This window comes from Paralcaligenes ureilyticus, assembly GCF_004346225.1.
Classification (GTDB): Bacteria; Pseudomonadota; Gammaproteobacteria; order Burkholderiales; family Burkholderiaceae_B; genus Paralcaligenes; species Paralcaligenes ureilyticus.
Genome location: NZ_SMAJ01000004.1, coordinates 304181 through 324071, shown reverse-complemented (window position 1 = coordinate 324071; position 19891 = coordinate 304181). Strand labels below are relative to the sequence as shown.

General features: G+C 59.6%; 15 protein-coding genes. 8 read left to right on the top strand and 7 right to left on the bottom strand.

All coding sequences use genetic code 11. The features are described 5' to 3' along the window. Positions 1-191: 191 nt before the first annotated feature. From rpsI to pmbA, 4 genes are all read right to left on the bottom strand, one after another. Positions 192-584 carry a 30S ribosomal protein S9 gene (gene rpsI, locus EDC26_RS08325; protein WP_132581409.1) on the bottom strand — a complete coding sequence of 131 codons (393 nt, stop codon included), beginning with the start codon at positions 582-584 and terminating at the stop codon, positions 192-194. A gap of 9 nt (positions 585-593) precedes the next feature. Further along, positions 594-1022: a 50S ribosomal protein L13 gene (rplM, locus tag EDC26_RS08320; protein ID WP_132581407.1), complete on the bottom strand. Its 429-nt coding sequence runs from the start codon at positions 1020-1022 to the stop codon at positions 594-596. Positions 1023-1238: 216 nt separating this feature from the next. Then, positions 1239-2339, bottom strand: a complete 1101-nt coding sequence (locus EDC26_RS08315) for a TRAP transporter substrate-binding protein (RefSeq protein WP_132581404.1) — start codon at positions 2337-2339, stop codon at positions 1239-1241. Positions 2340-2393: 54 nt separating this feature from the next. Continuing rightward, positions 2394-3761, bottom strand: a complete 1368-nt coding sequence (pmbA, locus tag EDC26_RS08310) for a metalloprotease PmbA (RefSeq protein ID WP_132581402.1) — start codon at positions 3759-3761, stop codon at positions 2394-2396. Positions 3762-3815: 54 nt separating this feature from the next. On the opposite strand from pmbA, the gene yjgA reads away from it, so the two are divergent. Next, positions 3816-4364: a ribosome biogenesis factor YjgA gene (gene yjgA, locus EDC26_RS08305; protein WP_132581400.1), complete on the top strand. Its 549-nt coding sequence runs from the start codon at positions 3816-3818 to the stop codon at positions 4362-4364. Continuing rightward, positions 4361-5032, top strand: coding sequence for an alpha/beta hydrolase (locus EDC26_RS08300; RefSeq protein ID WP_132581398.1), 672 nt, complete (start codon positions 4361-4363; stop codon positions 5030-5032). The genes yjgA and EDC26_RS08300 overlap by 4 nt, the downstream gene beginning before the upstream one ends. A 101-nt stretch (positions 5033-5133) precedes the next feature. Here the strand turns inward: EDC26_RS08300 and EDC26_RS08295 are convergent, their stop codons facing one another. Continuing rightward, positions 5134-7608, bottom strand: a complete 2475-nt coding sequence (locus EDC26_RS08295; protein WP_132581396.1) for a bifunctional acetate--CoA ligase family protein/GNAT family N-acetyltransferase — start codon at positions 7606-7608, stop codon at positions 5134-5136. Positions 7609-7715: 107 nt separating this feature from the next. Here EDC26_RS08295 and gltX point away from each other — a divergent pair, with 107 nt between their 5' ends. Next, positions 7716-9125 (top strand): glutamate--tRNA ligase, encoded by a 1410-nt coding sequence (gltX, locus tag EDC26_RS08290; protein ID WP_132581394.1) that lies wholly within the window; start codon positions 7716-7718, stop codon positions 9123-9125. Positions 9126-9216: 91 nt separating this feature from the next. Here the strand turns inward: gltX and EDC26_RS08285 are convergent, their stop codons facing one another. Beyond that, a complete protein-coding gene (locus EDC26_RS08285) occupies positions 9217-9705 on the bottom strand; it encodes a hypothetical protein (RefSeq protein ID WP_132581392.1) in 489 nt (162 codons plus the stop codon). 273 nt (positions 9706-9978) lie between these two features. Between EDC26_RS08285 and EDC26_RS08280 the strand changes: the two genes are divergently transcribed. Further along, the gene (locus EDC26_RS08280) at positions 9979-10419 is read left to right on the top strand and encodes a CopD family copper resistance protein (protein ID WP_132581390.1); all 441 of its coding nucleotides are present in this window, start codon (positions 9979-9981) and stop codon (positions 10417-10419) included. Between the two features lie 139 nt (positions 10420-10558). Here EDC26_RS08280 and EDC26_RS08275 read toward each other — a convergent pair whose 3' ends face one another. Beyond that, positions 10559-11011 (bottom strand): Lrp/AsnC family transcriptional regulator, encoded by a 453-nt coding sequence (locus EDC26_RS08275; protein ID WP_132581388.1) that lies wholly within the window; start codon positions 11009-11011, stop codon positions 10559-10561. Between the two features lie 179 nt (positions 11012-11190). Between EDC26_RS08275 and EDC26_RS08270 the strand changes: the two genes are divergently transcribed. The 4 genes from EDC26_RS08270 (at position 11191) to EDC26_RS08255 (ending at position 19806) form a co-directional block, all read left to right on the top strand. Further along, a complete protein-coding gene (locus tag EDC26_RS08270) occupies positions 11191-14682 on the top strand; it encodes an indolepyruvate ferredoxin oxidoreductase family protein (RefSeq protein ID WP_132581386.1) in 3492 nt (1163 codons plus the stop codon). A gap of 392 nt (positions 14683-15074) precedes the next feature. After that, positions 15075-17984, top strand: coding sequence for a ribonucleoside-diphosphate reductase subunit alpha (locus EDC26_RS08265; RefSeq protein ID WP_132581384.1), 2910 nt, complete (start codon positions 15075-15077; stop codon positions 17982-17984). An 18-nt stretch (positions 17985-18002) separates the two neighbouring features. After that, entirely contained in the window at positions 18003-19175 is a 1173-nt protein-coding gene (locus EDC26_RS08260; protein WP_132581382.1) for a ribonucleotide-diphosphate reductase subunit beta, read from the top strand. A 157-nt stretch (positions 19176-19332) separates the two neighbouring features. Next, positions 19333-19806, top strand: coding sequence for a histone H1-like DNA-binding protein (locus EDC26_RS08255; protein WP_132581380.1), 474 nt, complete (start codon positions 19333-19335; stop codon positions 19804-19806). The last annotated feature ends 85 nt before the right edge of the window (positions 19807-19891 follow it).

Here is a 19891-nt window from a genome sequence, read left to right as displayed (position 1 = left end):
GGTACCCACAGGGGGTGCCGCTACAAATACGTAGCCGCGTCTCATGTAGCGGCAGCCCTTGTGGCTGCCATCGACGCAAATACGCACCCGTGAATCATGTCGTGAAAGGCCTTGTGCCTGTCATCCATGAAAAAGCCCCGGCAAACGCCAGGGCTTTTTGTTGCGCCAGGCTGCAAGCAGCCCGTAAAGCATTAGCGTTTGCTGAACTGCTTGCGGCGTCGCGCTTTGTGGAAGCCGACTTTCTTACGTTCTACTTCACGCGCATCGCGCGTCACCAGCCCTGCTTGCTTGAGCGAAGACTTAAGCGTTTCGTCGTAATCGATCAGCGCACGGGTAATGCCGTGACGCACTGCGCCGGCCTGGCCGCTTTCGCCGCCGCCATGCACATTGATGTGAAAATCGAACGATTCCAGATGGCCTGTCAGTTCAAGCGGCTGACGTACGACCATGCGGCCCGTTTCACGAGCAAAATATTCATCAACAGGCTTGCCGTTGACAACAATCTTGCCCGACCCTTTTTTGAGGAACACGCGAGCCACCGAAGTTTTGCGGCGGCCAGTTCCATAATTCCAGTTACCGATCATGATCTATCCTTAGAATTCCAGCGGTTTGGGCTGCTGAGCAGAATGAGGATGCTCTGCGCCTGCGTAAACCTTGAGCTTCTTGATCATGGCGTAACCAAGAGGGCCTTTGGGCAACATGCCTTTGACCGCTTTCTGGATTGCGCGACCAGGAAAACGCTGTTGCATTTTCTCGAAGGTGGTCTCGGAGATGCCGCCTGGATAGGTCGAATGCCGATAGTACTTTTTGTCTTGCGACTTGTTGCCGGTAACAACGACATCGGCAGCATTGATAATGACGATGTAATCGCCGGTGTCAACGTGGGGCGTGAATTCTGGCTTGTGCTTGCCGCGCAAACGACGTGCGACTTCGCTGGCCACACGACCGAGGACCTTGCCGCGGGCGTCAATCACGTACCAGTCACGTTTGACTTCATGCGGCTTGGCCACAAAGGTCTTCATGATGGTTCCTAATAATAGTAAGTCGATCGCCGGGCGCTGATATCAACCCCGGCGTTGCTTTCGCTTTTTCCCCTTACACCCCATGCTTGAAGTCATGGATCGCCTAAGCGTTGTACTTCGCCCGTGCAAACAAACAGTAAGGAAAGCTGACTATCATAACATAAGCGCCTGAAAACAACAGCGTTGCCCGTAGGGCCTCAAACCTAGGTCCGGACCTTACTTCTTGCGGCTCGCCAGAACAATGCCCATGTAATTGTCAAAAGAGCCTTCCGCGACGCGAAACCATGGCACCACATTGTCGCGAAAGCCCATATAGCTATCGTGCATTTTCTTGAACAAGGGGTTTTTGGCGGAAAACTCGGCATACACGGCATGGGCCGCCGAGTAGGCGGCGTCCATGACTTCACGCGGGAAGGCCTTGAGCACGGCGCCACCGGCGACCAGGCGGCGCAGGGCGGCCGGATTGTTGGCATCATAATTGGCCAGCATCTGCACGCCGGCATGGCGGCTGGCCATGTCGATCAAAGCCTGATAAGGCTTGGGCAGGCCATGGTAGGCTTCGTCGTTCACATACAGCGACACCTGCGCGCAACCTTCCCACCAGCCCGGGTAATAGTAGTATTTGGCCACCTTGTTGAAACCCAGTTTTTCATCGTCGACCGGGCCTACGAACTCGACCGCATCCAGCGTGCCTTTTTCAAGCGACGGGTAGATATCGCCCGCGACGATTTGCTGAGGCACCACACCCATGCGCGAAAGCACTTCGCCCGCAAACCCGGCCGTACGCATTTTCAGGCCCTTTAGATCGGCGACGGTGCCGATTTCCTTGCGATACCAGCCGCCCATTTGCGTGCCGGTATTGCCCATGGGGAAATTGACGATATGGCGTGGAGCAAACATTTCACGGGTGAGCTTCATGCCATTGCCCTCGAACATCCAGGAATTCATCTGGCGCGCATTCAAGCCAAACGGCACGGCGGTATCGAAGCAGAATGCCGGATCCTGGTCATAGTAGTAATACGAAGCAGTCTGGCCGCACTCGACCGTTTTATTACCCACGGCATCCATCACACCCAGCGCCGGAACCAGCTCGCCGCCCGGATATGGGCGGATCGAAAAATTGCCGCCCGAGGCTTCTTCGACCATTTTGCAGAATAATTGCGCCGAACCGAACAGCACCGGCAGCGAAGCCGTGAAGCTGGACGTCATTTTCCAATGGATTTGGGGGTTGCTTTGCGCAAACGCCGGAGCGGCAACGGCGGCCGACCCTGCCATCGCGCTCAAACCCGCTTTCTTCAGGAACGAACGACGCTGCATTGCTGACACTCTCCTCGTGGACACACAGATGGTTGGCGTGGGAAAACGGCTATCTCATGTCCCGGCGATGGCCATTTGTTCGATCAGGATCGAGCCCGTCGATTTCGACCCGCGAACGCTCGTATCCGCGCCTATCGCAACAATCTGTTTGAACATCTCGGCCAGGTTGCCCGCGATAGTGACCTCTTGAACCGCGTGACGGATTTCGCCGTTTTCGACCCAATAGCCGAAAGCCCCGCGGGAATAATCGCCAGTGACATAATTCACGCCCTGCCCGATCAGTTCGGTCACCAGGAATCCTCGATGCATTTTTTTCAGCATGGCCCGAAAATCGTCATCGGGCCGGGTCAGGCGAGAGGTCAGGCCAAGATTGTGCGAACCGCCCGCGTTGCCGGTGGTTTGCATGCCCAGCTTTCGCGCCGTGTAGCTCGACAGGAAATAACCCTGCAACAAGCCACCTGACACGACCTTGCGCGGCTGGGTGCGCACACCCTCGTCGTCAAAAGGAGTGCTGCCCATGGCCCCGGGCACATGAGGGTTTTCGGATATATCCAGATGATCGGACAACACCTGGGTATTGAGCGAATCCATCAGGAAACTGGCTTTCCGGTACAAGGCGCCGCCACTGGTCGCCTGCACCAGCGCCCCCAGCAAACCCAGCGCAATAGGCGCTTCGAACAGCACCGGGAAGCGCCCCGTTTTAATGCGGCGCGCCGACATCCTGGCCAGCGTGCGCTCGGCCGCATAGCGCCCCACCGCTTGCGCATCGGCCAACAGCGCGGGGTTGCGCTCGGACGTATACCAGTAGTCGCGCTGCATATGAGCGCCGCGCCCGGCAATCGGGGCCACCGATACGCTGTGGCGCGAATAGGGATAGCCGCCCATGAAGCCGCGGCTATTGCCCAGCACAAAATGCCCCTCGTAGGTGTCCACCGAAGCGCCATCGGTATTGGTGATCAGGCGGCTGGTTGCACGTGCCGCGCGTTCGGCCGAAAGTGCCAGCTCGGCCGCGCCATCGGCGGAAATATCCCAGGGATAATGCAACTGAAGATCGGGGTAATCGTGCGCCAGCAAATCGGCCTCGGGCAGGCCGGCGGCCGGATCGGCGGCCGTATAGCGGGCGATGTGCCAGGCCGCTTCGACCGTTTCGCGCAGCGCCGCGGCGGAAAAATCCGACGTCGACGCCGAACCGCGCCGCTGGCCGGCAAAAACGGTCAGGTCCAGCGACCGGTCGCGGGTTTGCTCGACCGTTTCAAGATCGTTATTGCGCACCGACACCGACAAGCCGCAGCTTTCGGACACTTCGACGGCCGCATCCGAGGCGCCAACCGCCCGGGCCTCGCGCAAGGCTTCTTGCACCAGTTCGCGAAAACGCGCCTGATTTTCGGGAATGGATAAATGGGATGTGGGATGTGGGTTCATTGCAGCTCTTTCAATCCGTTATCATAGCCAATTATTGAACACTCACGTTTCCCCATGCCCCCCGACGCTACCGAAGACTCCGACAACGGCTACGACCGCCCCAGCAAATCGCAGGTAAAACGCGACATGCTGGCCTTGCTGGACCTGGGCAAGCAACTGATCGATCTGCCCACCGACAAGCTCAAGCAACTGCCGCTGTCCGAAAAGCTCTACGACGCCATCCGCGAAGCGCAGCGCACCACGGCCCGCGAAGGCCGCCGGCGCCAGGTCCATTATGTCGGCAAGCTGATGCGCGACGCCGAGGCAGACGTGATTCGCCGGCAGCTCGACATCTGGGAGAACGGTTCGCGCGAAGTCACCGCGGCCATGCACCGGATCGAAACCCTGCGCGACATGCTGCTGGCCGACGATACGGCACTGACCCGATTGCTGGCTGAATACCCGCAGGCCGATATTCAGCAACTGCGCACCCTGATTCGCGCCGGCCGCAAAGAAGCCGCGCACAACACCACCCTGGTTCAAGGCCAGGATCCGCAGCGAAAACACTATCGCGCGCTGTTCCAAGCCCTCAAAACACTGAATACACCTACGGAAACCGAATGAACTCTCCCCTATTGGACTGCGTCGAAATCGAAACGGCGCCCAACCCGACCCGCGCCGTCATCTGGTTGCACGGCCTGGGCGCCGACGGCCACGACTTCGCCTCGATCGTGCCCGAACTGCGTTTGCAGGGCGCGCCGGCCATTCGCTTCGTTTTCCCCCACGCCCCCATCCGTCCGGTCACCGTCAACAACGGCATGTCCATGCGCGCCTGGTACGACATCTACGTCATGGGCTCGGTCCAGCGGGAGGATGAATCGGGATTCCGCGATTCGCAACGCGCCATCGAGGCGCTGATCGCTCGCGAAAACCAGCGCGGCATCGAATCGCGCCACATCGTCCTGGCCGGCTTCTCGCAAGGCTGCGCCATGACCTTGTACACCGGCCCGCGGTTTTCGCAAAAGCTGGCCGGCATGATGGGCCTGTCGGGCTATTTGCCGCTCGCCGGCCGCTTCGACGCCGAGCGCCTGCCGGCCAACCAGGACACGCCCATTTTTCTGGCGCACGGCACGCAAGACCCGGTCGTAGCCATCGCGCGCGGCCAAGCGGCGTATGCCGCGCTAAGCGCCGCCGGCTACCCGGTCAGTTGGCAAACCTATGCCATGCCCCATTCGGTATGCCTGGAAGAAATCGCCGATATCGCCGCGTTCCTGCGCAAGGTGTTGGTATAGCGGCGCCTTGTTGTAGCGGCACCCCTTGTGGGTGCCATCTACGCAATAACCTGCATCCCGTTTAACAAAAATGGCAGCCACAAGGGCTGCCGCTACATGATTCACGGGTTCGTATCCCGGCTCTCGCCCAGATCCAGCCACACCCGCCGCATCGTCGGGTCATCTTCTTCGCTATCGTTGCGAAAACCCAGATGCGTCATCAGGCTTAGCATGGCGTGATTGGTGGCCAGGACTACGCCCTCGATATAGGTCAGCCCTTGCACCTGTGCCGCTTCAATCAGCCCCCTCATCAAACATGCCCCCAATCCGCGGCGCTGGCTGTCGTCGCCGATCACCAGCGCGTACTCGGCGCCGCGCCCGTCGGCATTGCGCAAATAGTGGGCAAAGCCAATAATCCGCTCATGCGGATGGCCGCGATGTTCGGGGTTGGGAACCTGGACCGTCGCCACCAGAGCCAGTTCGCGGTCGTAATCGATGCGCGTGTAACGCGCCAGCATGCGGGGCGTAAGCTCGCGCAGCATCGACACAAACCGCATATAACGCGACTCATCCGACAAACCGCGCACAAAGGTTTGCAAAGGCTCGGCGTCCTCGGGCCGGATGGGCCGCATCATCCACGGGTCGCCATTCTTGAAGCACTGGGGCTGCACCAGGCGCGCCGGATAAGGGTGTATGGCCATGTGCGGGTAGCCCGATGTTTCGGGCAATACCAGGGCGGTCGCCGCCGTCAGGCGGATGCTGACCGAATCAGCCGCCAGCTGCGCCGTGCCGGCAAACAGCGGATCGATCAGCAATGTCTCGATATCGTTCAGCAAGCTGACCAGATTGGATATCCGCTCCAGCGAGTCGTGCAGCAACACCTCGGCCTGAGGGCTCATTTGCCGCGACAGTACGCGGCGCCATAGCGCGCTGCGCTCCACCAACTGGCGCGCCAGATAGCTGTTGAGCGGCGGCAGATCTATACCGCGATCCTGGCTTGAAACCAGCGCCCCATGCCCGCCCGAACCGAATTGGATGTACGGCCCCAGCCGCGGATCGCGCTGCACGCGGATGGCCATGGGAGCCGCTCCATCGAGGGCCCCGTTCGAACCGTCCTTGGCCTGCGCCTCGTACCGTATGGGGACATTGAAACAATCGAAGAGGTCCTGACATTCACCTGGCGTGAGCGCCAATCGCCGGCTATCGCGCGCGGCACGCACAATGGCGCGGGCTTCGGACAGCCGCGGCGGCTGGTCCATGGGCTCGGGAGGCAGTATTTGCTGCGACAAAGTCTGGTTGTAATGATGGGACGCCAACAGACTAAAGGCATGGACAGCGGTTTCGGGCGTGCGAAAGGCCGGGGTTCCGGCGTCGTCCAGCAGATGCCGCAAGGGCCGCATGGTTGCATCGCCCATAAAGCACGTAATAATCGGTTTGCGAGCGTCGTGAGTGATGGCCGCCAGCTGTCGCGCCACGGCGGCCATGTCCGTCAGAGGATCGGGCGACAACAGCACCAGTACGCCGTCAACGCTCGCGTCAGCAGCCAGCACGGCCAGAATCTGCCGGATGGTTTCAGGCAGCAAGGCCGCATGGGTCACTACCGGATTCCGGATTTCCGCCCCCTCTTCCAGCAAGGCTTGTAAAGCATTCAACGAGGCCCGCGACAAATCCGCACGCAATACCGCGCTATCGGGCCCCATGATATCCAGGGCCAGTTGCGGCGCGCCCCGGCCGTTGGACAAAAGGGCGATGCGCCGCCCGCGCGGACGCCGCGTATAGCCCAACACCTTCAGTGCCGAAAACAATTGGACGAAATAGCTGATCCGCACCGCGCCGGCCCGACGCAGCAAGGCATTGAATACGGCATCGTGCAAAGGCCCCATGCCGGGCGGGTGATGTCCGGCCTTGAGCACAATGACCGGCTTGACGGTCGAGGCCGCGCGCAAGGCGCTGGTAAACGCGCGCGCCGAAGCAACGTCGTCTATATAAAGCGCGATGCTGTCGGTGTGCGGATCCATGGCCAGGTAGTCCAGCACCTGCGGCACATCGATCATCGACTCGTCACCCAAAGAGATAACGGCGGAAAATCCCAGGTTCACGTCCGCGGCCCAGTCAAGAACCGCCGCGGCAATCGAGCGCGATTGCGTCACCAGCGCAGCCCGCCCCGTTTGGGCGATATGGGCCTGGCGACTCAGGTTCAGCCCCAGATGGGGGCGCTGCACGCCAAACGAGCGCGGCCCCAGAACCATGCAATCATTGATGCGCGCCCATGCTCGGCAATAGGCCATATCTTCGAGCGGATCAGTCGACGGAGGGTCGACGGGCAGCAGGACAAGAGCCCGCGGACGCAAGACCCGCAGGGCTTCCAGTACCTCGGGCAAGCGCGAGGGCGCGATACACACGAGCGCCAGCTCCAGCCTCGGGCCAGACGAATCCGACACGCCGGCCAGCACGATAGGCCGGCCGGCCTGAACCGCTATGAACGTGGCCGAACCCTTCAGGGATTCAGGCAAATCGTGCTCGATCGGCAGCGGCTGGTCGCTTAGCACCAGCAGGGACTGCGGCTCGAACAAAGCGGCCAAACGATGTCGCAACATGCTCACAGTTTTAACAAAAATGAATCCGTACTCTAAAATACCGGATTGCCACAAATTGCGGCGCGAACAAAATTCCATCGCGCCACGCCCAAGCCTAAACACAAACCATGACATCGTCCACTACATCGGCTGTCCGTACCCGCTTTGCCCCATCGCCCACCGGCTTCCTGCACCTGGGGGGTGCGCGCACAGCCTTGTTTTCGTGGGCCTTCGCGCGCCACCACCAAGGCATCTTTGTGCTGCGCATCGAAGACACCGACCTTGAACGCTCCACGCCCCAGGCCGTGCAGGCCATTCTCGACAGCATGGCCTGGCTGGGCATGGCCCCGGACGAAGGCCCGTTTTATCAAATGCAGCGCATGGACCGCTACCGCGAAGTCATTGCCCAAATGCTGGCAGCCGGAACCGCCTACCACTGCTACAGCACACCCCAGGAAGTCGAAGCCATGCGCGAAAAAGCCCGCGCATTGGGGTTGAAGCCGCGCTACGACGGCACGTGGCGCCCGGAACCCGGCAAAACCCTGCCGGCCGTGCCTCCGGGGCGCAAACCCGTGGTGCGCTTCAAAAATCCAATTGAAGGCGTCACCGCCTGGGACGACCTGATCAAAGGCCCCATCAGCTTCGACAACGCCGAACTCGACGACCTGATCATTGCCCGGCCAGACGGCACGCCCACCTACAACTTCTGCGTCGTCGTCGACGATCGCGATATGAAAATCACCCACGTATTGCGCGGCGACGACCACGTCAACAATACCCCGCGGCAGATCAACATTTTACGCGCGCTGGGCGCCACCCCGCCGCAATACGGCCACGTCCCGATGATACTCGGCCCGGATGGCGAAAAGCTCTCCAAGCGCCACGGCGCCGTCAATGTCATGGAATACGACAACGATGGCTATCTGCCCGAAGCCATGATCAATTACCTCGCGCGCCTGGGCTGGAGCCACGGCAACGACGAGCTGTTTTCCCGCGAACAGCTGATCGAATGGTTCGATACCCGCCACCTCAGCAAATCGGCCGCGCAGTGGGACCCCAAAAAACTCAACTGGGTCAACGCCCACTACATAAAGCAAAGCACCAACGAAGACTTGGCCGCACGCGTGGCGCCGCGTATCCAGGCCCTGGGCGGTAATCCGCAAGCCGTCGACCTGGCCGCCGTGATGGGGTTGCTGAAGGATCGCGCCGAAACGCTCAAGCAACTGGCCGAAGGCGCCATGCTGTTCTGCACGCCTTATACGCCCGCCAGCGCCGAACTCGTGGCGCAACATCTGGACGACGCGGCCCGTGTGGTGCTACAAGACTTTGCCCGGCGCGCCCAGGCCCTGCCCGAGTGGACGACGCCCGCCCTGGCTGAGCTGATACATGCCATTCTGGCCGACCACGGAATCAAAATGGGCAAGCTGGGCATCCCGATGCGGCTGGCCGTTACGGGCCAAAAACAAACGCCTGCCATCGACGCCGTTCTAACCCTGCTGGGCCGCGAAACCGTGCTGGCGCGCCTCGCAGCGCTTTAAACCGCGCGGCAACCGGCACCCATCCGTGGCACTTGTTGTAGTGGCACCCCTTGTGGGTGCCAAAATCCCCGCACCGAAGACCGCAAACGCCTTAAAACGGCAGGCGATAGCCGTCAGGCATGCGGCGGGCTGTGAGGGTGCCGTCTGTGCCTTTTAGCACCAGCGTCTTGCCCATCTGCGAGACAATGGCATAGCGATTGACATAGATGGGATCGTTAAGGTCGACAGGCACGCCGTTGGACTGAGTGGTGCGCACCAACAGGGTTTGCGACGCCCGGTTCCAGCAGCCCGACTCGCTCAGGCCCTGCGGCGGTTGCCGGCCGCGCTTTAATTGCTCGGCATAATCCATGGTCCCATCGGACTTAAAGGTAAAGAGCGTACGCATTTCGCCCACAACGCCTTTTTCCTTGCGCACGCTAAGCCAGACGCCCACCAGCGGATTGTTGGCCGGAACAGCCTTGCACACCACACTGACGGGCTTGGCCGGCGCCGCAGGCGGCGGCGCCTTCGACGCGCAACCGGCCAGCAAAGCCGCCGCGGCGATGCTTAAAAAAGAAACAGGATTGCGACGGCTAAACATAAAAACTCCAACTCGAACCATAGGGTGTGAAACCCGATTATCGTAGCAGAAAGACCCTACAGGACGCAGGCTGGCACGGACGGTTCGGCCCACGTTGCCAAAGGAATTCAAGGCTTGATTCCCATCTGCAGGGTATAGATTGATCCTTATTGCCAGCAAGGTTTAAGGCTCGATTTTAGCCTGCCGGGTATACATTGATCATGCGCAACGCCAGTCCGACAAACCTCTGGAAGCGGTGCGCAACGAGTCTGTCAAGGCAGGAGCCATCCCAACATGAGTCATTCCGTTCTGATTCTCATCCACCTGTTTGCCGCGTTCATCTTCGTGGGCACGGTGTTTTTTGAAGTGCTGATGCTCGAAGGCATACGCAAGCACGTGCCCGTCGATGCGATGCGACAGGTCGAAGTCGCCATCGGCCGCCGAGCCCGCAAATTCATGCCCTTCGTCATTCTGGCGCTGTATGGCGCAGGCATTGCCATGGCCTGGAACTACCGTTCCGTGCTGGCCCACCCGTTCGCCAGCAGTTTCGGCACCCTGCTCACCATCAAGATCGTGCTCGCCATCAGCGTGCTCATCCATTTCATCAGCGCCATCACGCTAAGCAGCAAAGGCCTGCTCAAGTCCCGCCACTTCCGCCGCATACACTACAGCGTGTTCGCCCACATGATAGGCATTATTTTTCTAGCCAAAGCCATGTTTTTCCTGCGCTGGTAGGTTTCTGCAAATGCGGTCGTGATGGCCGGCATGGCAGCCACAAGGGCTGCCGCTACAAATACCCGCCGGTCGCTAAATACCCACTGGCCGCTAATGTAGCGCCACCCCTTGTGGGTGGCAAACAACGCCGCAACAAACCCTACAGCGGCAGCTGAACCTCATGCTTGATTTCGCGCAAGGCGACAATGGTGCGGGTTTGCCGCAAGCCGGGCAGATTAAACAAAAAACGGTGCAGGAAACTATCGTAGGCTTCAGGGCTTTGGACCAGAATCTTCAGCAAGAAATCGGCATCGCCTGTCACCGCATAGCATTCCAATATTTCAGGCGCATCACGCACCGAACGCTCAAAGTTTTCCACCACCGCGGCGGAATGCCGCTCCAGGCTGATTTGCGTAAACATGCAGCCGGGCAACCCCACCTTATGGCGGCTGACCTTGGCGTAATAGCCCTGTATCGCGCCACTGGCTTCCAGCGCCTTGACACGCCGCCACACCGGCGCCGCCGACAAACCCACCTGTTCGGACAGCTGTTGAGCCGAAGCACGGCCATCCTTTTGCAAGCATTGCAGGATTTTTATATCGGTCTTATCCATATTGAGTGTCCTTTACTTTGTAGCGGCACCCCTTGTGGGTGCCATCCAAACCCCAACCGATTACCGAAAATACCATCAAAACGAAACGTTTATTTCAAATACTAGGGATTTTACGCTACGAATAAGCAATAAAACGGCATGTTTGAAACTCTATCATGATGTGATTGAAGGAGTTTTCCATGTCAACCCCTACGCCTGATGATGGCACCCACAAGGGGTGCCGCTACGAATACCAGCTCAGCGATAATTTCACCCGGACCGAAGGGCGGGTTTTTCTGACCGGCACGCAGGCGCTGGTGCGCCTGGTTCTGGCTCAACGCCGGGCCGATCGGGAACAAGGGCTGAATACTGCCGGATTCGTGACCGGCTACCGAGGCTCGCCGCTGGCCGGCGTGGATATTGCCATGTGGCGCGCCCAAGCCATGCTGGATGAAAACCAGATCACCTTCCTGCCCGCCATCAACGAAGACCTGGGCGCCACGATTGTCATGGGCACGCAGCAAGCGGGCGTACGCGACGACCGCACCGTGGATGGCGTATTTGCCATGTGGTACGGCAAGGGCCCGGGCGTGGATCGCGCCGGGGACGCCCTCCACCACGGCAATGCCGCCGGCGCCTCCCGCCACGGCGGCGTTTTATTGATCGTGGGCGACGACCACACGGCCGCCTCATCGTCCATTCCGCACGCGAGTGAAACGTCATTGCTGGCCTTAGGCATCCCCATCGTGCACCCCGCTTCGGTCGAAGAATACGAATATTTTGGTCGGTGGGGCTGGGCGCTTTCGCGCTATTCCGGCGCCTGGGTAGCCTTCAAGGTAAGCACCGAAACCGTGGAAAGCGGACGCTCCTTCGAGCTTCAGCCGGTGCCCGGTTTCTCTGCGGATCAAGGCTCCATCAACGATGCAGGTCTCGAATACAGCGCCAAAGAATTTCTCACACCGGCCATCGAAAACCGCATGGCCGATCGCTTGCAGGCCGCCAAAGCGTTCTCTCGCCGGCACAGTCTGGACCGTCTGATCGACCCGGCGCCCACCGCCACCTTAGGCCTAATCACCAGCGGCAAGGCACATCTGGACACGCTGGATGCCCTAAAAAATTTGCGCGACGCGCATCCCGACAAGGCGCTGCCGGCATTGCGCCACTACAAAATTGGCCTGAGCTGGCCCATCGACGAAGCCGGCTTGCGCGCTTTCGCCCAGGGTCTGAAACACATATTGGTGATCGAAGAAAAGGCGCCTGTCATCGAAAGCCAGATCAAGGATCTGTTATTCAACCAACCCGATCGTGCCACCGTAGCCGGCAAACGCGATCTCGAAAACGAAGTGCTGGTGCCCGCAGCCGGACAACTGCGCCCGGCGCTTGTCGCCGGCGCGCTGCGGCGCTGGCTGGCGCAAACCGCGCATATCGAGCTGCCAAGCCCCGAATGCGAATGGCCCTCCCTGGCCGCGACCGAACCCAGCGGACTCACGCGCCGCCCGTATTTCTGTTCGGGCTGCCCCCACAATACCTCGACCAAAGTCCCCGAAGGCAGCCAGGCGATGGCGGGCGTGGGCTGCCATTACATGGCCACGTGGATGGACCGGAACACCAGCGGCCTGACACAAATGGGAGGCGAAGGCGCCGACTGGATCGGCCTGTCGCACTACACACGCACGCCGCACGTCTTTCAAAATATGGGCGAAGGCACGTACTTCCATTCCGGCTATCTGGCTATTCGTCAGGCTATCGCCGCCGACGTCAATATCACTTACAAGATATTGTTTAACGACGCCGTGGCCATGACCGGCGGCCAGCCTGTGGACGGATCGATCAGCGTCCCGCAAATCTGCCAGCAAATGCTCGGCGAAGGCGCGAAACGCGTCGTGATCACCACCGACGAGCCCGAGAAATATCGCGGCGTGGCGCTCGCGGCCGGCGTGGCTGTCCACCATCGCCACGACCTGGACCGGCTGCAGCGCGAACTGCGCGAGGTCGCAGGCGTGACCGTCCTGATCCACGACCAGGTATGCGCGGCCGAAAAACGCCGGCGCCGCAAAAAGAAAACCTTTCCCGACCCGGCGCGGCGGCTGTTCATCAATACCGCCGTGTGCGAAGGCTGCGGCGACTGCGGTACGCAATCGAACTGCCTGTCTCTGACGCCCGTCGAAACACCCTTTGGCCGCAAACGCGCCATCGATCAATCCAGCTGCAACAAGGACTACTCCTGCGTAGACGGATTCTGCCCAAGTTTCGTATCCGTCCTGGGGGGCACGCCGCGTAAAGGAACCCGCGAGACACCGGACCGAGACCCCTGGAAGGGGCTGGACGGCGACCTGCCCGAGCCCGCGTTCAAAACCTGTTCGGACGCCTGCAACATTATCGCGGTCGGCATCGGTGGAACCGGCATCGTCACCGTCGGCGCGATTCTCTCCATGGCGGCGCACCTGGAAGGCCGGGCCGCGTCAATACTGGACATCACCGGACTGGCGCAAAAAGGCGGCGCCGTCATCAGCCACATACGTCTATCCAACAACGCACAATCCACGGGCGCAGTGCGCATCGACGCGCAACAAGCCGACGTGGCGATTTTCTGCGACGCTGTGGCCGCATCGAATCCAAAAACACTCGCCGCGCTGAAACGCCAGCACACGCTGACGGTGCTCAATACGTACCTGGCGCCTACCGCCGAACTCACGCGCGACCCGGACGTCGACCTCAGCCCGGAGCGCCTCATAAAAACCATCCGCGCGGCGGCGGGCGATTCAACGACCCAAATGATCAACGCCCACGACCTGGCAACCCGGCTGTTCGGCGACAGCATCATGGCCAATATGATGATGTTGGGATTTGCCTGGCAAAGCGGCGCAATCCCCGTTGGCGCGGCGGCCATCGACCAGGCGCTTGTGTTGAACGGCGTCGCGGTACAGGCCAACCAGGCGGCTTTCAAAGCCGGGCGCATGCTCGCCCACAAACCCGAAGCACTCGCGCAACTGGCCCGGCCCGAAGCCCACGCGGTGGTGGTTCATTTCCCCGAACCGCTCGCTAAAATCGTCGAACGCTGCCGGGCCGACCTCGACGCCTACCAGAACGCGGCCTACGCCAAGCGCTATACCGACGTCGTCGATGCCGTGCTCGCCGCCGAACAGCGCTGCAGGCCCAATGCAAAGCCGGTGCTGGCCGCCAAAGTGGCGCAGGCCCTGCACAAACTGATGGCCTACAAAGACGAGTACGAGGTCGCGCGCCTCTTTACCAACGGCGAATTCCGCCGCGAACTAAGCGAACAATTCGAAGGCGACTTTACGCTGCAATTCCACATGGCGCCCCCGTTGCTGGCGCGCCGCGACCCGGCCACCGGCATTCCGCGCAAGATAAGCCTGGGACAGGGCACAGAAAAGGTACTCGCCGTTTTGGCACGCTGCAAAACCCTGCGCGGCTCCTGGCTGGACGTTTTTGGATACAGCGCGGAGCGCAAGATGGAGCGTCGACTGATCGACGACTATCGCCAGGCAATTCTAGGCGCACTCGAGAAACTTGACGAAGGAAATTTCGCAACACTGCTGGCGCTGGCCGAATTGCCGCAAATGGTGCGCGGCTACGGCCACATCAAAATGGCCAACGTCGAACAATACCAGGCCAAGTTCAAAGTTCTGCAAGAGCGCCTGGGGCAGCCACGAGGGATGCCGGCACATTAGCGACAGATACGTTTTGTAGCGGCAGCCCTTGTGGCTGCCATCGGCGTTCTAAAAATATAGCGACGGTTCTCAACGATTATGGCAGCCACAAGGGCTGCCGCTACAGAACAGGGCAGGTGCCGCCACCCACCCCGGCCACACCTTTTTCGGGTACCATAATTTAAATTAAATCAAGCCCTGTTTTCGCTTGCCTAGTGCCAAATCAATCACTACAATTAGTGCTAGACAAGCGAGTCAACCACAATATATAGTGGTTTTTGATAAAAACGCTTACTTTCCTGAAAAACTACTAAAGCGGTCCTTTTTATACCGCTAACGTCACCCAAAACAACTTAGAAAACAAAATCCCGGGCATGCCGCGCAGGGCATGCCGCCTTTTCTCAGGAGCATTCATGCAGACTACACAAACTACCGAGCAACGGCCCGACGCTACCCACACCGCCGCCCCGACCCAAGCCGCGTCAGATGCCTCCAGCACCAGTCAATGGCATGGCTTCCATATCATCCGCCGCAACGGCGCGGTCGTCGGCTTCGAACCCGGAAAAATCGCCATCGCGATGACCAAAGCCTTCCTGGCGGTCAACGGCGGCCAGGGCGCCGCGTCCGCACGCGTGCGCGAACTGGTCGAAAGCCTCACAGCGCAGGTCGTGGGCGCACTGGTGCGCAACCGCCCCAGCGGCGGCACCTTCCATATAGAAGAAATCCAGGACCAGGTCGAACTGGCGCTCATGCGTTCAGGCGAACACGACGTCGCCCGCAGCTACGTGCTGTACCGCGAAAAACGTTCACAGGAACGCAGCCGGGCCGGCCAAGCCCAGGCCCCGTCCGAACCCAGCACCCTGAACGTCACCGACAACGGCGTAAAACGCCCACTCGATCTGGCAAAGCTGCGCGAAACCATCGCCGAAGCCGGCCGCAACCTGTCCCACCTGATCGACACCGACGCCATCCTTAAAGAAACGGTCAAGAATCTTTACGACGGCATTCCCGTCGACGAAGTCTACAAATCCGCCATCCTCTCGGCGCGCGCGCTGGTCGAAACCGACCCGGCCTACAGCCAAGTCACCGCCGGCCTGCTCCTGCATACCATCCGCAAGGAAGTGCTGGGCGAAGAAGCCTCGCAAGCCGACATGGCCACCCGCTATGCCGAATATCTTCCCGAATTCATCAAAACAGGTATCGAAAACGGCCTGCTCGACAGCAAGCTGGGCCAATTCGACCTGCCTCAACTGGGCCGCGCGCTGAAAGCCGAGCGCGACCAGCAATTCAATTACCTGGGTCTGCAAACGCTTTACGACCGCTACTTCCTGCATGTACGCGGTCGCCGCATCGAGCTGCCCCAGATATTCTTCATGCGCGTGGCCATGGGCCTGGCGCTTAACGAAATCAATCGCGAAGATCGGGCCATCGAATTCTACGAGGTCCTGTCCTCGTTCGACTTCATGAGCTCCACCCCAACGCTGTTCAATTCCGGCACCCTGCACTCGCAACTGTCGTCGTGCTACCTCACCACCGTGTCCGACGATCTGGTCGGCATCTACGACGCCATCAAAGAAAACGCCTTGCTGGCGAAATACGCCGGCGGCCTGGGCAACGACTGGACGCCGGTGCGGGCGCTGCGCAGCCATATCAAAGGCACCAACGGCGAAAGCCAGGGCGTCGTGCCCTTCCTGAAAGTCGTCAACGACACAGCCGTTGCCGTCAACCAGGGCGGCAAGCGCAAAGGAGCCGTCTGCACCTACCTGGAAACCTGGCACCTCGACATCGAAGAGTTCCTCGAGCTGCGCAAGAACACCGGCGACGAACGGCGCCGCACCCACGACATGAATACGGCCAATTGGGTACCCGACCTGTTCATGAAGCGCGTCATGGAAAACGGCGACTGGACCCTGTTCTCGCCCTCCGACACGCCCGATCTGCACGATAAATACGGCCGCGCCTTCGAAGAAGCCTATATCGGCTACGAAGCAAAGGTTGAACGCGGCGAACTGCCGCTGTACAAAAAACTTCCGGCCATGGCGCTCTGGCGCAAGATGCTGTCGATGCTGTTCGAAACCGGCCACCCCTGGATCACCTTCAAAGATCCTTGCAACATCCGCTCGCCTCAGCAGCACGTGGGCGTCGTGCACAGCTCCAACCTGTGCACCGAAATCACGCTCAACACCAGCGACACCGAAGTGGCGGTGTGCAACCTGGGTTCAGTCAACCTGGCGGCTCATCTTAAGCAAGATGCCAACGGCCAGTTCTCGCTCGACCACGACAAGCTCCAGCGCACCATCAACATCGCCATGCGCATGCTCGATAACGTGATCGACATCAACTACTACGCCGTACCCAAGGCGCGCAATTCCAATGTCCGCCATCGCCCGGTCGGCCTGGGCATCATGGGCTTCCAGGATTGCCTGCATCTGATGCGCGTGCCCTTCGCCTCCGACGGCGCGGTGGAATTCTCCGACCGCTCAACCGAGGCCGTCTGCTATTACGCTTACTGGGCTTCCAGCAAGCTGGCGGCCGAACGCGGTCACTATTCCAGCTTCAAGGGCTCGCTGTGGGATCGCGGCATTTTCCCGCAAGACACCCTGGCAATGCTGCGCGAAGAGCGCGGCGGCTACGTCGAAATCGACGACAGCAGCACGCTGGACTGGGAGTCGCTGCGCGGCCACATCCACCAATACGGCATGCGCAACTCGAACTGCGTGGCCATTGCCCCCACGGCCACCATCGCCAATATCATCGGCGTATCGCCTTGCATCGAACCCAACTACCGCAACCTGTATGTCAAGTCCAACCTGTCGGGCGAATTCACCGTCGTCAACGACTACCTGGTACGCGACCTGAAAGAACGCAAGCTGTGGGACGAAGTCATGGTCGCCGACCTGAAATACTTCGACGGCAGCCTGGCGCGCATCGACCGCATCCCGGGCGACGTGCGCGAACTCTATGCCACCGCATTTGAAATCCACCCAAGCTGGATCATTGAATGCGCCGCGCGTCGCCAAAAATGGATCGACCAGTCCCAATCGCTCAACATCTTCATGAATGGCGTGTCGGGCAAGAAGCTCGACGATACCTACAAGCTTGCCTGGGTACGCGGCCTTAAAACCACCTACTACCTGCGCTCGAGCAGCGCCACCAATGCCGAGAAATCCACCGGACGCGGCGGCGAACTCAACGCCGTATCCAGCGGCGGCGCGCAACAGTCCAGTCAGGCTGGCGGGCTACCCCAAGCCGAGGTCGTGGGTGCCGCATGCACCATGCGTCCGGGCGACGCAGGCTTCGAAGAATGCGAAGTCTGCCAATAAACGAATAGGAACACCATTATGTTGAACTGGGAAGAATCTTCTGTACCCTCCGCGGCACCCGCCACGGGGGCAGCGCCTGCCGCCCCCTCCACTCACCGCGCGGCGCCCGCCACAGGCAGCGTCGACACGGCCATCCCAACGCCGGCTGCCGCCGCCAAACCGGGCGACAGCGCCGGGCGCGTGCGCGCGGCCGACAAGCGCATCATCAACGGCAAGACCGACGTCAATCAACTGGTCCCCTTCAAATACAAATGGGCCTGGGATAAATACCTGGCGACCTGCGCCAACCACTGGATGCCGTCCGAAATCAATATGTCGCGCGACATCTCCCTTTGGAAAAACCCCAACGGCCTCACCGAAGACGAGCGCCGCATCGTCAAACGCAACCTGGGTTTCTTCGTCACCGCCGATTCGCTGGCCGCCAACAATATTGTGCTGGGCACTTACCGGCACATCACCGCCCCCGAGTGCCGGCAATTTTTACTGCGCCAGGCCTTCGAAGAAGCGATCCACACACACGCTTATCAATACATCGTCGAAAGCCTGGATCTGGACGAATCGGAAATTTTCAACGCCTACAACGAGATCCCTTCGATCCGCGCCAAAGACGAATTTCTGATCCCCTTTATCAACGCCATTGCCGATCCAAATTTCAAAACCGGCACACCCGAAGCCGACCAAACACTGCTTAAATCGCTCATTGTTTTTGCGTGCCTGATGGAAGGTTTGTTCTTTTATGTTGGTTTTACGCAAATACTTGCATTGGGCCGCCAAAATAAAATGACGGGCGCCGCCGAGCAGTACATGTACATTTTGCGCGACGAATCCATGCACTGCAATTTCGGCATCGATCTGATCAATACGATCAAACACGAGAACCCGCATTTGTGGACAAACGAGTTCCGCGAAGAGATCCGCAATTTGTTCAGTCGGGCTGTAGACCTTGAATATGCTTACGCTGAGGACACCATGCCGCGCGGCGTGCTTGGTTTGAACGCGTCGATGTTCAAATCATATTTGCGATTTATCGCCAATCGCCGATGCCAGCAAATCGGTCTTGAACCGCTCTTTGCGCAAGAAGAAAATCCATTTCCATGGATGGCCGAGATGATCGATCTGAAGAAAGAACGCAATTTTTTCGAGACCCGAGTGATCGAATATCAGACCGGCGGAGCATTAAGCTGGGAATAATGCTTGGAGTTGAGTGACTGCTTACGTTAGACTCTAGGCGTACGAAGTACAAAGTGCTTCGTACGCTTGCGCCATTTGAGATGGGTCGCACCCTTTTTGTGGGGGCCATATCAAATGGGTGGATGTTCTAAACAACACGAACTCAAGGAGTTTTATTATGGCAACAGCCAAAAAGGCCGCAAAAAAACCGGCCGCTAAAAAAGCAGCACCCGCGAAGAAAGCAGCTGTCAAAAAAGCAGCTGCTAAAAAAGCTCCCGCTAAAAAAGTAGCCGTCAAGAAAGTAGCCGCCAAAAAAGCACCGGCCAAGAAAGCCGCTGCTAAAAAAGCTCCGGCCAAAAAAGCCGCTGCTAAAAAAGTAGCCAAGAAACCGGCCGCCAAGAAAGCAGCTGCTAAAAAAGCTCCGGCTAAAAAAGCCGCCGCCAAAAAGCCTGCTGCTAAGAAAGCCGCCGCTAAAAAGCCAGCCGCCAAAAAAGCCGCTGCCAAAAAAGCGCCGGCCAAAAAGGCTGCCGCAAAAAAGCCTAGCGTAAAAGCGGCTGCCAAGGCCAGCAAAGCAACCACTGCTGCCCCCGCTGTTAAAAAAGCTGTCAATCCTGTTGCTGCTTGGCCGTTCCCTACGGGCACCCGCCCGTAAGTCAAACGACACAGACAGCTTCGAGCTGAAAAAAGGCCGGAGGCCTGCAACACAAGCCGTAACGCAGCCCCGGCCACCTAAACTG